This window comes from Nitrospira sp. T9 (assembly GCF_052156535.1).
Classification (GTDB): domain Bacteria; phylum Nitrospirota; class Nitrospiria; order Nitrospirales; family UBA8639; genus Nitrospira_E.
In genome coordinates this window covers 350,315-363,845 of sequence record NZ_JBQKUP010000041.1, presented here as the reverse complement: position 1 = coordinate 363,845, position 13,531 = coordinate 350,315, and the positions used below count along the sequence as shown (strand labels likewise).

Annotated in this window: 14 protein-coding genes; 5 read left to right on the top strand and 9 right to left on the bottom strand. The window is 52.3% G+C overall.

Going from position 1 to position 13,531, the window contains the following annotated elements; all coding sequences use genetic code 11:
* Positions 1-39: 39 nt before the first annotated feature.
* The 4 genes from ACTRXD_RS18450 to ACTRXD_RS18435 all read right to left on the bottom strand — a co-directional run bounded on the left by ACTRXD_RS18450 (position 40) and on the right by ACTRXD_RS18435 (position 5,008).
* Positions 40-1,701 carry a SulP family inorganic anion transporter gene (locus ACTRXD_RS18450; protein ID WP_442433251.1) on the bottom strand — a complete coding sequence of 554 codons (1,662 nt, stop codon included), beginning with the start codon at positions 1,699-1,701 and terminating at the stop codon, positions 40-42.
* A gap of 424 nt (positions 1,702-2,125) precedes the next feature.
* Positions 2,126-3,469 carry a hypothetical protein gene (locus tag ACTRXD_RS18445; protein ID WP_442433250.1) on the bottom strand — a complete coding sequence of 448 codons (1,344 nt, stop codon included), beginning with the start codon at positions 3,467-3,469 and terminating at the stop codon, positions 2,126-2,128.
* Positions 3,466-4,671, bottom strand: coding sequence for an SGNH/GDSL hydrolase family protein (locus tag ACTRXD_RS18440; RefSeq protein ID WP_442433249.1), 1,206 nt, complete (start codon positions 4,669-4,671; stop codon positions 3,466-3,468). The genes ACTRXD_RS18445 and ACTRXD_RS18440 overlap by 4 nt, the downstream gene beginning before the upstream one ends.
* 82 nt (positions 4,672-4,753) lie before the next feature.
* Positions 4,754-5,008, bottom strand: coding sequence for a SemiSWEET transporter (locus ACTRXD_RS18435; protein WP_442433248.1), 255 nt, complete (start codon positions 5,006-5,008; stop codon positions 4,754-4,756).
* Positions 5,009-5,257: 249 nt separating this feature from the next.
* Between ACTRXD_RS18435 and ACTRXD_RS18430 the strand changes: the two genes are divergently transcribed.
* Complete coding sequence (locus ACTRXD_RS18430) at positions 5,258-5,572, top strand: hypothetical protein (protein WP_442433247.1); 315 nt, start codon at positions 5,258-5,260, stop codon at positions 5,570-5,572.
* Between the two features lie 167 nt (positions 5,573-5,739).
* Here the strand turns inward: ACTRXD_RS18430 and ACTRXD_RS18425 are convergent, their stop codons facing one another.
* The 5 genes from ACTRXD_RS18425 to ACTRXD_RS18405 form a co-directional block, all read right to left on the bottom strand.
* Positions 5,740-6,831 carry a HEAT repeat domain-containing protein gene (locus ACTRXD_RS18425; protein WP_442433246.1) on the bottom strand — a complete coding sequence of 364 codons (1,092 nt, stop codon included), beginning with the start codon at positions 6,829-6,831 and terminating at the stop codon, positions 5,740-5,742.
* Positions 6,832-7,031: 200 nt separating this feature from the next.
* Entirely contained in the window at positions 7,032-8,087 is a 1,056-nt protein-coding gene (locus ACTRXD_RS18420) for an NAD(P)-dependent alcohol dehydrogenase (RefSeq protein WP_442433245.1), read from the bottom strand.
* Between the two features lie 50 nt (positions 8,088-8,137).
* Positions 8,138-8,986, bottom strand: a complete 849-nt coding sequence (locus ACTRXD_RS18415; RefSeq protein WP_442433244.1) for a CBS domain-containing protein — start codon at positions 8,984-8,986, stop codon at positions 8,138-8,140.
* A gap of 84 nt (positions 8,987-9,070) precedes the next feature.
* A complete protein-coding gene (locus ACTRXD_RS18410; RefSeq protein WP_442433243.1) occupies positions 9,071-9,235 on the bottom strand; it encodes a hypothetical protein in 165 nt (54 codons plus the stop codon).
* A gap of 384 nt (positions 9,236-9,619) precedes the next feature.
* Complete coding sequence (locus ACTRXD_RS18405; protein WP_442433242.1) at positions 9,620-10,174, bottom strand: hypothetical protein; 555 nt, start codon at positions 10,172-10,174, stop codon at positions 9,620-9,622.
* Positions 10,175-10,412: 238 nt separating this feature from the next.
* On the opposite strand from ACTRXD_RS18405, the gene ACTRXD_RS18400 reads away from it, so the two are divergent.
* From ACTRXD_RS18400 to deoC, 4 genes are all read left to right on the top strand, one after another.
* On the top strand, positions 10,413-11,384 hold the full coding sequence (locus ACTRXD_RS18400; RefSeq protein WP_442433241.1) for an aldo/keto reductase: 972 nt from the start codon (positions 10,413-10,415) through the stop codon (positions 11,382-11,384).
* 254 nt (positions 11,385-11,638) lie between these two features.
* Complete coding sequence (locus tag ACTRXD_RS18395; RefSeq protein WP_442433240.1) at positions 11,639-12,043, top strand: hypothetical protein; 405 nt, start codon at positions 11,639-11,641, stop codon at positions 12,041-12,043.
* Between the two features lie 426 nt (positions 12,044-12,469).
* Positions 12,470-12,733, top strand: coding sequence for a hypothetical protein (locus tag ACTRXD_RS18390; protein WP_442433239.1), 264 nt, complete (start codon positions 12,470-12,472; stop codon positions 12,731-12,733).
* A 120-nt stretch (positions 12,734-12,853) separates the two neighbouring features.
* A complete protein-coding gene (deoC, locus tag ACTRXD_RS18385) occupies positions 12,854-13,528 on the top strand; it encodes a deoxyribose-phosphate aldolase (protein WP_442433238.1) in 675 nt (224 codons plus the stop codon).
* Positions 13,529-13,531: the final 3 nt, after the last annotated feature.

The window sequence follows — 13,531 nt, the reverse complement described above, 5'->3', positions numbered from 1 at the left end:
TGCTGGCGATTTAGCCATGGGGGTCGGATACCGACAATGTCAAGTGGGCGAGAGATCATCGGGATGTGTGGAGCCGGCAGCCTGCGCCGCATGTTTTAACGCATACAATCGTTCTGCATAGCGATGACCCGGTTGAATATGTGATAGCACCCGGAACCCTTCTAACGCTTGAATCACGTGAGGTTGCATCCCCACAAAAAATAAATGCTGTTTGTGGGCGCGAATGATACGCAGCATATCATCGATAGCTAATGCGGCTGTCCCATCGATTGCCGAAACGTCCGATAAATCCAAAACACAACTGGTGAACTTTCGCAATCCCGGCACGGTCTCTAAACGACGCACCATGTTTTTGGCTGACCCAAAACTCATCGGACCATCCACATGAATCAGCAAAATTTTCCCGGCGTTGCGTTCCATGACGCTAACTTCTTCAGGTGCCAGCGGTGATTCATCATGCACCTCTGTGATGACATTCATATTGGCCAATTGCAAATCAGACATTTCCTTAACAAAAAGTAAACTCGCCAGGACGACACCCACCGCGACAGCCGCGATTAAATCCACCGCCACAGTAATCACAAAGACCACAATCATAATGCCCACATCCGTCTTCGGGGCATCCCAGATATGTTGCAAGAATCGCCAATCAATAATATCCACCCCGACCTTCAGCAGTATGCCTGCCAGAACCGCGAGCGGAATTTTTTCCGCCAGCGGACCCAACCACAACAATGTGGCTAGCAGCACAAGACCCATTAAGGCACCGGAAATTGGGGTTCGCCCGCCGGATCGAATATTTGCCACAGACCGCATCGTCGCACCGGCACCAGGCAAGCCACCAAAAAGACCTGCGACCATATTGCCGATTCCCTGGCCAATGAGTTCACGGTTGGAATTGTGCTGAGTGCGGGTCATGTTGTCGCACACCAAGGAGGTGAGCAAACTGTCAATCGAGCCCAGTAGGGCAAAGACACAGGCCCCTTCTAGCATGAGAGGCAAGAACTCGATTTCAAACGCAGGGAAATGCAATGGCGGAAAATCAGAGGGGACTGAACCAATCACCGGTGCATCAGGGAAAAAGCCATTCGCGATTGGTGTACAGAGCAAAAGAGCCAATAACGGTGGTGGAACCACTCCTCCGATAGATGTGGGGGTAAGATATGTGATGAGCAAGGCGATGCCTGCCAATATGACCGCATCCAGTACGGGTTGTGTGAGAAACTCCGCCACACCCATCACATTGGGAATAACCCCACCTGGCTTAGCCGCATACCCAAATAGGGGGCCGATTTGCAGAATAATAATGATGGCCCCAATGCCGCTCATAAACCCGGAAATGACGGGATAGGGCATAAGACGGATATACCGTCCGATTCCTAACATCCCCATTGCAATCAGGACCACTCCACCTAAAATTACGGTCGTATACACCAGTTGCATGTTGCCGGCCATTTCGACCAGGAGACCCGCAAACACCACTGTCATGGGGCCCGTTGGCCCTGAAGCCTGTGCAGGAGTTCCACCAAACAACGCCGCAAAGAATCCCACAAAAATTGCACCATACAGACCCGCTTCCGCACCGGCACCCGAAGCCACGCCAAATGCCAAGGCTAAAGGGACCGCGATAACTGCCGCGACTACCCCTCCAAAAACATCTCCTTTGAGGTTGCGGAAATGAAGACCGTGGATCAGCATCATATCGTTAAGGTCACAGTTCTAGAGAGAAAGGACTCATCACAGGTAGAAGCGACTGGAAGAGGGTGAAATGGACTGCACCGTTGTGAGAATACGATTGACAAAACAACCCGAGTGACTTAAGGATGCATTACCTCGGTACCCCGTACCTGAAACTTCAGAATTTCTTGAAGGGCCTACACCGATACTTTTCAACAAGACACGAAAAAGGAAATTCTCCGATGGCGGCATTTACTTCGCAACCAAGGATTATTCCTCCCGTTTAATCCAAACCAAAAAATTCTTACGGAAAATACCGGCCGTGTTACCGGTCAAATGAAATGTTGAGCATCGTACGAATAATTCCACCATAGCAGGGCTTAGAGTGTTCTATTGCACACGAGAAGGGAAGGTCTTGATTGATCATCCGGCAGGGGGGCACGTGAGGTCATCGCCCAGATAATTGCGCAACCCACTCCTCATGCATGGCATTCACTTCCTGTCTTGAGGGTCCTAAGAATACCATATTACAGCACATTTGTCGTTGGCAGAATCCATAGGGAATCATCCCGCGGCCAGTGCGAGGATTGAACAGCCCTGCGTCAACCGCACGGCGAAACTCTGGAAAAGACCCGGTCTGAATTCTTGGAAGCATCGAAAAAAAAGCCCCAATCACCGGGAAACCGCGGTCCATTTGACGCACGTTGAGATGCGCCATCAAAAAAGTTGGATAGACGGAACCATTCGACCTGGCGTTAATCTCTGCAAAAAACCACCGTCTTCTTCCGTTCCGGAGATCCGCATGTTCCACAAAATCAAAACCGGCCAACCCTGTGAAGCCATCCTCCTGCAGCCATCTTCCCAATGCTTCAGCAGCCCGACCCATGTCATTCAACATCTGTGCCCCGGAGGGGGAGACATTTCCGATATGTCCCAGATGAAGGTTCAAGCGCTGATCGGATATTCCGACCACAGTCACCGCCCCCCCATCAGGCTGGACATTGACAAGAATATTAGGGGAGAACGCGACCTCATACAATACCTGCACGAGATAGCCCGGTGATAGGAAACTTCGAGAGATGAGCTCCATTGCCTGTCGCTCGCTTTCGGTATGATCCTCGATAAGGAAGATACCGGACCCGCTCCTTCCTTCGGCGGATCGAATAATCACCCGGCCGGTCTCAGAAATGTAACGACGAATTGCCGATCGAAGCATCGTCACGCTCTTGGCTTTGCCATCAGACGACTCAATGATTTCGCCCCGGGCAACCGGAATACCAAGTTCCTGAGCCTTTCGATACGCCACGTGTTTGAGATTCGCCGCCTCCGTCACCTCAGGATTGCCGCCCATGAACTTCACTGTCTTGCCAAGGATGTTCTCCAACGCTTGTGCCATCACATACCCCTTCTGCGACACGGCATCCAGATTCAGAACGACGTGATTTCGAGGTGAGATCCGCTCACAAATTCTGTGTAAGGAGTCGACAGAGGGGCAAAAGAGATTATTGTCGAGGCATTCGCCAAAGACAGGGCCTGGTTCAAGTTCAATGATATTTCCCAGTTCCGGCCCGACACCCAAATCGTGCAGAAATCTCATATAAGACAGGTCAACCTTACTACCTGTCAAACAGACCACATCGTGCGGCCTGGCCATGACGAGTGCGCACTGGTCGTAGCCACGGAAATTGGGAGGACGCATCTCCAAGGGAATATTCTTTGCGAGTGCGACCGGATCATGCACAAAAATGTGCGTCACATCAGACCCGCCGAGGGTGGAAATAATGGGTGTCATTCGGCTTGTATGTCTTTCGCCGGAACTGTCGATTCCACCATCACGCAGATCCTCTCGGACATCAGCTTCCCTGCAAGCCGATGACCGGCGGCATTCCAGTGGCCCTTCCCCAATTCACTGTTCTGAAATCCATGCAGGAACACACCATGCTGTTCAGCATAGGTGGCGAGAGGTTCTGCCAGGCTCAATAACTCGATGTTTTCCCGTTTCGCCAAAGCCTGGATGCGCCGGTCAGGATACAAAAGATCCGGCACGCCAAGTTGACGGACCAATGCCTGTCGATGTTGCACGTCGGGATGAACCTGGTTGGGATTCGAAAGGCTCACAACAAGGAACCGGCGTCCCCCCTCATCGACCTCTCGCTTCATTTGCACGATCAATCGTTCGGTAATCTTCCAGGCATGTTCCCAGGATGGGTCCGGCTGGTCGAGATAGACCAGTAGATCGAGGCGAAGAGCAGGATCTTCCCAATCCTTCATCTGCTGTTGCTGAGCCATTTCCTCCAGAAAGGATTTGAGTTTGTATTTGGCGTGGCGAAACACCTGTAGGACCCGGGAGACTTCGAAGGCTTCGGCACTCAGCGGAAATTGTTGAAGCCGAAACTCCGTCGTGTGATGGAAGGAATTGTCCAGGACGAGGCGCCCCTCATTCATGATGAAATAGGGGATATTGTTTTTCCCGTACAGTGCTCTCAGGTTCCCACGAATATCGTTCTCTGTATACAATGCCAGCAGGACGAGATCCGGATCATAGAGAGAAGCGTTATGACGCAGCACCAGTAATTCCTGGGCTGTACTGAAGCCGGACACACCGAAATTTATGGCTTCTACCTGACGCCCGGCGAGGGAGGGACAATCTGACAACTCGTGTTCAAGCCTGGCCGCATAGATCTGCTCGGTCGGGACCTGCATCGCCTCCGTGTAGGAATCGCCCAAAAGCGCAATCCGGAAGGTCCCAAGAGGCTTTTCCAAAGTGTGCTCACGGTCGCGCAGCCCCATACTATTGATCCGAATGTAGGCTTCACCTTCATTAGAATACAGACCTTCAGCCCCCGGTTTATGCGCATAGCCGGTCAGATCGTCAGCAATAAAGAAAGAGGGGTAGGAAATTCCGAAAAGGGAAAGACCGATTTCAACGAGGACAAAGGCAATTCCACATCCCATAAAGACTAATGCGATGTTTCCTGCCCACTTCCTTACCACCCGCTCTCACCCCCTCATTTTCCCCTATCATCATACAAAACCGACCTTCTGAAACAAGGGCAATATTCCCCATAACTGCACTCTACCCGTACCGGAGCTTGAGGATAAAAATCCAACCAGCCAGAAACAAGGTCACCATATTGGCGATGACTAACGGCCAATCATGATTGATTAAGCCATAGACGCTCCAAAGCATTAAGCCCGAAGTTAAGATCGAATACATACTCAGGGAAAGATCTTTGGTATGTTTCGTTTTCACAATTTGAATCGCCTGGGGAAGAAACGACGAGGTCGTGCAGGCTCCCGCGACATATCCCATAACCATCACCCAATCCATGTTGCCTCCTCTGTGATGTTTCCCATTAGCCGTTAATGAACCACTCTGGTCCAATTTTGAATCGTGGAGTATACCGCCCCGTTGATTTCCCGGACAAAAGCCCAGACAGATTATTGAAATAGAAAACCTTTCTCCCGGCTGAACTTCAGATCCGTTGCGATTCATGAGGAACGTTGAATCGCCGGAAGAAAATGACGTATGGTGTGTGGCGATCTTCACAAATTTCACAACGAAAGGATTCTCAATCCAATGACCTTGCAAGCCCATGCGGAAGCACTGTATGCAGGCATTCGATCATTATTGGGACAGCATGACGCAAACCGGGTTCAGGCGAAACTGGAACATGACCTGTGCCATGTGGTTCCAACCTGGAACCACACCACACCTGCCTGTCCCGGATGGTATTGGTTTAAAGCGCCGGGCGTCAGTGAACCACAACTGTTGCATGTGACACATGGCCGGATTGATACCAAACTCATGGCCGATCTTGGTCCGCCTAATAATCTGGTGGATGTTCAGCGCATTAAAGGCCAATGGGCGGGGCCCCTTCTTCCCCCAACCTAAGTGGGAATAGGGGCTTTTGAACGCGATTCGGTGTGCTCCGGATTGCTTCGTAAGGAAATGGTGAGGGATGAAACTGGTGGAACTCGAGAATGATGCAACAGTCTCTCAGCGTGTCTTCTTTCTTCAGCCAATCCCGACTGTCACGTCGTTCCACTCACTTCCACTTTTCATAGTTGATTGAAATCCTGATATTTGTGGACGACACTGACCACATCCCGTAGTTTTTTCATCTCCGGTGAGTTATCGTAAATTAGCCACAGTCGGTCTTGGAGGTTGTTAATGAGTGCGACCGTTGGTCTATGGTGAATGGACCCAACACCCCACACAACTTCAGTGAGGACAGGAAATTCAATATCAGAAGAAGACTGAATTTTCGACGTCGCGTTGGACAGATACGTCAGCAGAATCGTCATCACCTCTAGATCCCCTTCGGCTCGCAAAATCCGTCCCAATCCCTTGGCTGCCGCGGCTCGAATCGAGACCGCTCTGTCCTGACTATCGAACAGGCCTTGCAGGTACGGAACGACCTCGAGTCCAAGACCGGAAATAGCCGCAATCGCCTGCTCCGGAGCCTGCCCCCGTTCAACTTCTTTCAGGAGATACGGAAGGGCTTCGGGATCCGGGAACTGTCGGAGCAAATCAAGAATAATCAATTGACGGGTTTGGGACGTCTCGGGATTGGTCAACACGGACACCAGTCGATGGGTTTGCCCCCATTCACTGAGGAGCATAACCGGAAAATCAAACCGTTCAAGTTCCCGGGTGAGTTGCTCAAAAACAGCCACTCCGGAGTCTACGTCCTGCGCCTCCCGCAGAATATGAGAATCCTGCTCCATTGAGGGGTGTACTTCTTTGTGCCAACTCAGGTCCCTCCCCTCCAGGAGATAGGATAATTGGCAGGCCGGGCCATGCCAGAGCCGGTCGGGCGTATTGGTTAACTCATTATCGCCGCCGAAGCGTGCGACGGTTTGTTGGTGTTTACGCTCTTCGCAGATGATGTGAAATTCCACATCATGGGGTTGAGTGGCATCCGTGACCACCTGAAATCCCAGCTCTTCGAATCGCCGCTGAACCACCTGGAGAATAAGCTCGGGAGAGGTAAAACCCTTTTCGGTCAGCGCCAGGGCGGAAACCCGGATAGTTTGAATACGGGAGAGTTGTGCTTTTTGTTCGGGAGTGAAAGAGGCGCGGCGGGCCACACTGTCCGTCGGAAAAATAAGCACCAGAAGGATAACGAGATGCACCACTATTCCCATCATGGCAATCTCCCTTTTGAGCAAGAGTACCAGAGATTAATGGAACCGCAACCCTCTTTTTTGGAGAAAGAGGAATTTTATGAAAAAAGATTAGTTGTTCACAAGGAAAATGGGAACTGACATCTCCTCCTCTTACCGCAGCCGGGCTGGCGAGCCAAAGATATCTTTCGCGAAGTTGCCAGCCATATACACATAAGCTCTCGTTATGAGGGGGTGTCTCTTAACGATGCCATATCGATGACAAAACGAAAACGGACGTCCCCCCGTAGGACCCGCTCATAGGCTTCGTTAATCTGTTGAATGGGAATGACCTCCACATCGGAAGTGATCCCATGCTCCCCGCAAAAATTCAGCATTTCCTGCGTCTCACGAATTCCGCCAATCAGGGAACCCACCAGACGACGACGACGCATAATAAGCGCAAACGCCTCAACGGAGAGCGGTTCGCTCGGCGCACCGACCAGAATGTACGTTCCATCAGTTTTAAGCAACCCCAGAAAGGCATTGAAATCATGGGTACCAGAGACCGTATCAATCACGAAATCAAACTGACGGGCCAACCGCGTAAAGGTTCCTTCCTGCGAAGTCGCTGCAAACCCCGTCGCTCCAAGACGTTCCGCATCCGCCCGCTTCATGTCCGTGCGGCTCAAGACGGTGACCTCCGCCCCAAAGGCCTTACCAAATTTGACGGCCATGTGACCAAGCCCGCCGAGCCCGACCACACCAAGTTTATGGCCTTTCCCCACACCCCACTGTCGCAAAGGAGAATACGTGGTAATTCCGGCACACAACAGCGGGGCGACACCTGCCAGCGGAAGAGAATGAGGAATCTTGAGCACATACGATTCATGTACCACGATTTCGCTGGAGTAACCACCATAAGTCGGCCGGCCATCTTTGTCGAGACCGTTATAGGTCAAGATCATGCCCGCTTCACAATATTGCTCTACGCCTCGGGTACATGAGGAACAGGTGCGACATGAATCGACAAAACATCCGACCCCGACCGTTTCTCCTTCCCTAACCTTCGTCACACCTGCCCCCACCCTGGTCACCGTCCCGACCACCTCATGCCCCGGGACCAGAGGAAAGATGGATCCACCCCATTCGTCTCGCGCCTGATGAATGTCGGAGTGGCAGACTCCGCAATAACCGATTTTGATCAGGACGTCATTCGATCCGACCGGTCGCCGGTCAAAGCTAAACGGTTCGAGTAAGGCCCCGGCTTGCAATGCGGCATAGGCTTTGGTTGCCCCCATCGGTGCGCTCCTTAAATTGAACAATACCATCCGGCCATGGGTAAAGAGCCCTATGATTGCTGATTGAGAAATCTGGGGCGATCTCTGACGGAAATCATTCGCATCAGATCCCTCACAGACAAAATACCCACAATCGCATGATTTTCCGTAATCGGCAGATGCCGGATATTTCTTTCGGCCATGAGATCGCTGGCATCATGCACTGTTCGGTTGATATCAATGTCGATTAGTGTTTGCGTCATCACAGAACCCACTTTGGTCCGAACAAGATCCTGGTTCTGAGCCATACCTTTGTGGACCAGATCACGCTCCGTGACAATTCCCACCACCTCACCAGCCTGCGTCACCATGAGGGCGCCGATCCGCTTGTCGGTCATACCTTTGGCTACGGTGATGAGGGTCGCTTCCCGATCGATCGATTCAATATCCCGCCGCATCAGCACACTGAGAGGCCGATACACATCATCAAGATCCCGAATCGGCCCCTTCTCCGCATATACAAAATGTTTCACCAGATCGCGAACGGAGATCAGGCCGACAATCGCTTCCCCTTCCGTCACACAAAGATGGCGAATGCCATGCTTCTCCATGAAATGGCTGGCATCCAGCATCGTGCGATCGGAGGAGATGGAGAGTAACGGGCTTGCCATAATCTGCCCCACGGTCGTTCCTGCCGGGGTCAGGTCTTGGGCGATGACCCGGCGAAGGAGATCGGTCTCTGAAATAAGCCCGATAATTTTTGAAGGGTGAGATTCCTGCCCTGCCGGATAGACCACGAGACTGCCAATCCGTCGTGCCGCCATGAGACTGGCCGCATTCACCACGGAGGTGTCTTCGCTCACCCCTTCAAGATCGCGCTGCATATAATGCCCAAGGGTTTCCTTGAAATCGCCGCTCATAATCTTCCCTTCTTCGTCAAGGGGTGAATATCGTCCATACCGCACTTTCCCATTCGAGCCTGGTCTCTGGCCTGGACATTCCGATTACGTACGTTCCTGTTCTTGAATAAATTGTCGCGCATTGGTGAGTTCCTCATACAGGCACAGTTGATTTTTCACTAAGAGATGCTCAATCGCGGCAATCCGGAACATCACTTCGGGAAGCATGATATCGAGGCGCTCAGTGAGTGACTCAATCGTTTTGGCCATGCCTCCCGATGCACGGGGAGCCCCGACGCGCTGAGGCCGCGTTGGTTTTTTGGAGGCGGTCGCTTTCTTGGAGGAGGTTGGCCCTTTCCTGGAGGAGGCGGTCCCTTTCTTGGAGGAGGTTGGCCCTTTTTTACGAGAGGGTGACTGCTTTTTCTTGGAAGAAGGAGTGCGTTTATTAGATGCTTGACGGATCGACTTCTTTGTTACGGCCATACTACCCTCCAATTGACCAATAATAAATCTCCCAACGAACAACCGGTCACAGAGATTTGCGTCCTTTTGTCCACGAATACGCTCAACGACTATACACCACCATGTCAGATTTTTTCGAGCACCCCGGCTTCCATCACCAGGTAGAACAGGGCTATGGCCTGTTCTACCTGGTCACTTCAGGATTTTCAACTCTTTCTCGATATTGCCCTGACATTTCTGACAAATCCCATGCGTCAGGGATGGCACAACCCTACTGCCAAGAAGACCAAGATAGTTCACCACCTCCTCCAACTCAACCCATCCTTGGTTCGGGAGATGGACTTTCATACACCAACTACAGATCGTCAAAAAGGGCTCCCCTCTCTGGACATCGGGATCGAGGAACAAAACAGGGTCTCGTGGAATCACACGAATGGGGTGAGTCGAAAACATCAGTTCGTCCTCTTGAAGAGGAGACACCATGAGTTGAAAATACCGGCGACATACGGGGGCATCGCAGCGAAACTTGAAAACCGCTGCTTGTTGCTTCTTTCTCACGGCTTTAAATATGTGGCGGTATATCTGACGGAGTTCCTCCCCTTCGATGAAATCCCAGAGGGACTTTCCAATGACATACGCGCGATTCAGATGCCCTCCGGCATTTTGGCAGGCAAACTGTAACCACCCCTCATTGATAAACCGAATGCGATCGGCTTTATCGATGCTATATTGAATCGACGTGGGCATGGTGGACCTCCGGGTTGGTTAGGGCCTCCCACTACAATCGTGAAGGAGGGGTCATAATACGCCAAATAGGAAAGCAGTTCAAAATAATCATTGAGGATGAGGCCCAGGGGGTTCAGGACACTCCACACCAGCCCCATGTCGCCGTTCGTGTGCCCTTCTCCTGGAAGAGATTTATTCATTCTTGCTAGAGTGCGTCAGTGTTCGGCTGTATGCGTCATCTATTATGAGGAGGGGCTGAATGAAATATGTCCATCTTGGTCGATCCGGGCTGAAAGTCAGCCGGTTGTGTCTGGGCACGATGAATTTCGGACCGGAAACCACAGAAGCCGACAGTGGAACCATCATGGATACCGCACTGGAACTCGGCATTAATTTTTTTGATACCGCAAATGTCTATGGCTGGGAAGTGGGGGAAGGCATAACCGAACAGATCATCGGTCGTTGGTTTGCGCAGGGAGGTCAACGCCGGGAAAAAGTCGTCCTGGCCACCAAAGTGTTCGGGCGAATGGGAGACTGGCCCAACCAATCCCGTTTGTCCGCACTTCATATCAAGCGGGCCTGTGAAGCCAGTTTGCGCCGGCTTCAAACCGATTATATCGACCTGTATCAGATGCACCATATTGACCGGCATTCGCCGTGGGAGGAAATCTGGCAGGCCATGGAACAGCTCATGCGCGAGGGGAAAATCTTATACGTGGGGAGCAGTAACTTTGCGGGATGGCATCTGGCGCAAGCGCAGGAAATGGCCAGGCACCGGAATTTCCTGGGACTGGTGGCGGAGCAGAGTTTGTACAACTTAAATGACCGCATGATTGAGCTGGAGGTCATTCCGGCCTGTGAAGCGTACGGCATTGGGGTAATTCCCTGGAGTCCGGTCGCGCGCGGCCTCCTGGCCGGGGCGCTTGAACCCGCGACAAGCGGACGGCGGGCCGATGAGGATCTGCGCAAAAACGTGGAAAAATTCCGGCCACGGTTGGAAGCCTACGAATCGCTGTGCCGGGAAGTCGGCGAGGCGCCAGCACATATCGCCATGGCATGGCTGCTTCAGCAACCAGCCGTCACGGCACCCATCATTGGTCCCCGAACGCTGGACCAGTTACAGGGCGCCATGCGCACCTTCGACATCACACTGTCCAAAGAGGTGTTGAAAAAATTAGATACCATCTTCCCCGGACCGGGAGGCCCCGCACCCGAAGCCTACGCCTGGTGAGAGCCCACGCCGGGTGTCAAATATTTGCAACTTGTGCATAAAGGGATAAAACATTGACAAAATATTGACGGGTGCGTTGTCCCCACACCGGCTTCACCACCATTCGAATTCCTTTCAACTCAACAGGTTGACCTCCCCTGAATCACCACCAACCGTTCACGTCATCTTTGGCATACCAGTTGCTCTAAAAAACAAAGAGGAAGTCCACTCACCAGGTGGAGTCGGGCTCAGGGCCTCAAGCCAAGGAGGATGTCATGCGAACGACCATCCCCATTCACGCATTCGCCATCGTGTTAGCCCTTATTCTCATTGGAGGGGAAATCGTCACAGCGGAAATGCCGCCACCCGAACCGGATGAGGCCTACCTGGTCGACGAAGATATCAATATTGTCACCGGCCTCTACATTCGAGAATATTCCCTCCGCAAAGACGGCATCGTCGATTACAAAACCGCCCGCCAAATTCTCATCTCGGAATATAATGAACATTGGAATTCGGTCGTCGAAACGAAAGAATGGCCGTTATTCTACTGGCATGATGTGAATCGGGACGGACATTGGATCATGTATGTGGACCGAAAGGTCAAAGGCTGCACCTGCGATATCGTCCCCTACGAAGTAAAGACGGAGGACGCGACGGCACAAAAAGATCCTTTTTAACTAGCAGGGTTCAAAAAGGGCCGTCCAGTCCTGTCCTGTCCTGTCCTGTCCTGAGTTTCACGAAGGAAAGGCCGCAGCCGCTTGGACGGGCGGAGCGTACAAAGAAGTACGTGAGCACGGTCAAGGGGCGAGAACGCCGCTGGTGGACCCTTCGGCCAGACTCAGGGCATGCTTTTTCAACATCCTGCAGACACTCGCACTCGTCAACCGTCAACAATTTCCGCCTCACCGGACCAGGTACCACGCTCCCTCGCCTAGTCCCGGGAATCGACACGGTTCCTGCCTCCCTGCACCGCAAAGGAATCGCCGGGTGACTGATGAATGGATTCGCCATTGTGGCGAAGTACACTCTCGGTCCGGTTTCCTGCTAATCTAGTACAAGATTCATCAACCGGTTCTGCAGAGTTTTAAGGAAAGGAGACATTCATGGGGCATTCATTAGAACAGCTGCAAAAGATTGCCGATGATCTGAAACGCCAACGTGACGAGCTTCAGGTAAAATTACACCTGGCCAAAGCGGATGCGCGTGATGAATGGGCGAAACTTGAAACACGATGGGAAGACGTCAAGACTAAGATGGATGCGGTCAAAAAGGAAGCCAGTCACACAACCGAATCCGTATCCTCCGGGCTGGGACTGGTGCTGGACGAACTAAAAAAAGGCTACGACAACATTCGCAAGACATTGTAATCAATGCCCTGTCAGCTCATATTTGTTGTCTGATCCGGGTACCCATACGACACGGTCAGGTCATACGAATTCCCGGAGGGGACATCGCAACCTCTCGAAACTCTCATCGGAGCCTGCAGGATGACCCACGACGAATTCACAAAAATTATTGACCATACCGCGTTAAAACCGGAAACCACCAAAGACCAGATACGACAGCTCTGCGAAGAAGCCATGACGTTCGGGTTCGGAACGGTCTGCATCGCCCCGCTCTGGGTTCCGTTTGCCACGCGTTGTCTGACGGGATCTCCCGTCCGGATTGCCACGGTTATCGGCTTTCCTCACGGCAACACGCTTCCGGATGTGAAAGCCTACGAAGCCAAACTGGCGATCGAAGCCGGAGCGCATGAATTGGATATGGTCATCCAGATTGGCTTGCTCCGAGCGGGCAATCATGGAGCCGTCCTGGACGATATCCAGGGCGTCGTGAACGTGGCGCGCCGTACCTCCCGATCAAAAATTCTGGTCAAGGTCATACTCGAAATATCGCTCTTAAATAAGGAAGAACAACAAACAGGTTGCCAACTCGTGGAAAAGGCCGGAGCCGATTATGTGAAAACGTCGACCGGATTTACCGGTCGCCACGTCACCATTGAGGAGGTGGGGTTTTTGCGGAGTATTGTCGGAACACGGGTGGGCGTCAAGGCGGCCGGGGGCATCCGGGACCTGATCACTGCGGTGGCGTTGGTCAATGCCGGAGCGTCCCGCCTGGGGAGTTCATCATCCGTGTCCATCATGCACATGTGGCCCGGGTAATGC

Excerpts from the sequence above, each read along its gene's own strand:
- ACTRXD_RS18450 (WP_442433251.1), bottom strand. The coding sequence starts at position 1,701 with ATGATGCTGATCCACGGTCTTCATTTCCGCAACCTCAAAGGAGATGTT.
- ACTRXD_RS18425 (WP_442433246.1), bottom strand. The coding sequence starts at position 6,831 with ATGATGGGAATAGTGGTGCATCTCGTTATCCTTCTGGTGCTTATTTTT.
- ACTRXD_RS18415 (WP_442433244.1), bottom strand. The coding sequence starts at position 8,986 with ATGAGCGGCGATTTCAAGGAAACCCTTGGGCATTATATGCAGCGCGAT.
- ACTRXD_RS18420 (WP_442433245.1), bottom strand. The coding sequence starts at position 8,087 with ATGGGGGCAACCAAAGCCTATGCCGCATTGCAAGCCGGGGCCTTACTC.
- ACTRXD_RS18445 (WP_442433250.1), bottom strand. The coding sequence starts at position 3,469 with ATGACACCCATTATTTCCACCCTCGGCGGGTCTGATGTGACGCACATT.
- ACTRXD_RS18410 (WP_442433243.1), bottom strand. The coding sequence starts at position 9,235 with ATGGCCAAAACGATTGAGTCACTCACTGAGCGCCTCGATATCATGCTT.
- ACTRXD_RS18435 (WP_442433248.1), bottom strand. The coding sequence starts at position 5,008 with ATGGATTGGGTGATGGTTATGGGATATGTCGCGGGAGCCTGCACGACC.
- ACTRXD_RS18430 (WP_442433247.1), top strand. The coding sequence starts at position 5,258 with ATGACCTTGCAAGCCCATGCGGAAGCACTGTATGCAGGCATTCGATCA.
- ACTRXD_RS18395 (WP_442433240.1), top strand. The coding sequence starts at position 11,639 with ATGCGAACGACCATCCCCATTCACGCATTCGCCATCGTGTTAGCCCTT.
- ACTRXD_RS18400 (WP_442433241.1), top strand. The coding sequence starts at position 10,413 with ATGAAATATGTCCATCTTGGTCGATCCGGGCTGAAAGTCAGCCGGTTG.
- deoC (WP_442433238.1), top strand. The coding sequence starts at position 12,854 with ATGACCCACGACGAATTCACAAAAATTATTGACCATACCGCGTTAAAA.
- ACTRXD_RS18405 (WP_442433242.1), bottom strand. The coding sequence starts at position 10,174 with ATGCCCACGTCGATTCAATATAGCATCGATAAAGCCGATCGCATTCGG.
- ACTRXD_RS18390 (WP_442433239.1), top strand. The coding sequence starts at position 12,470 with ATGGGGCATTCATTAGAACAGCTGCAAAAGATTGCCGATGATCTGAAA.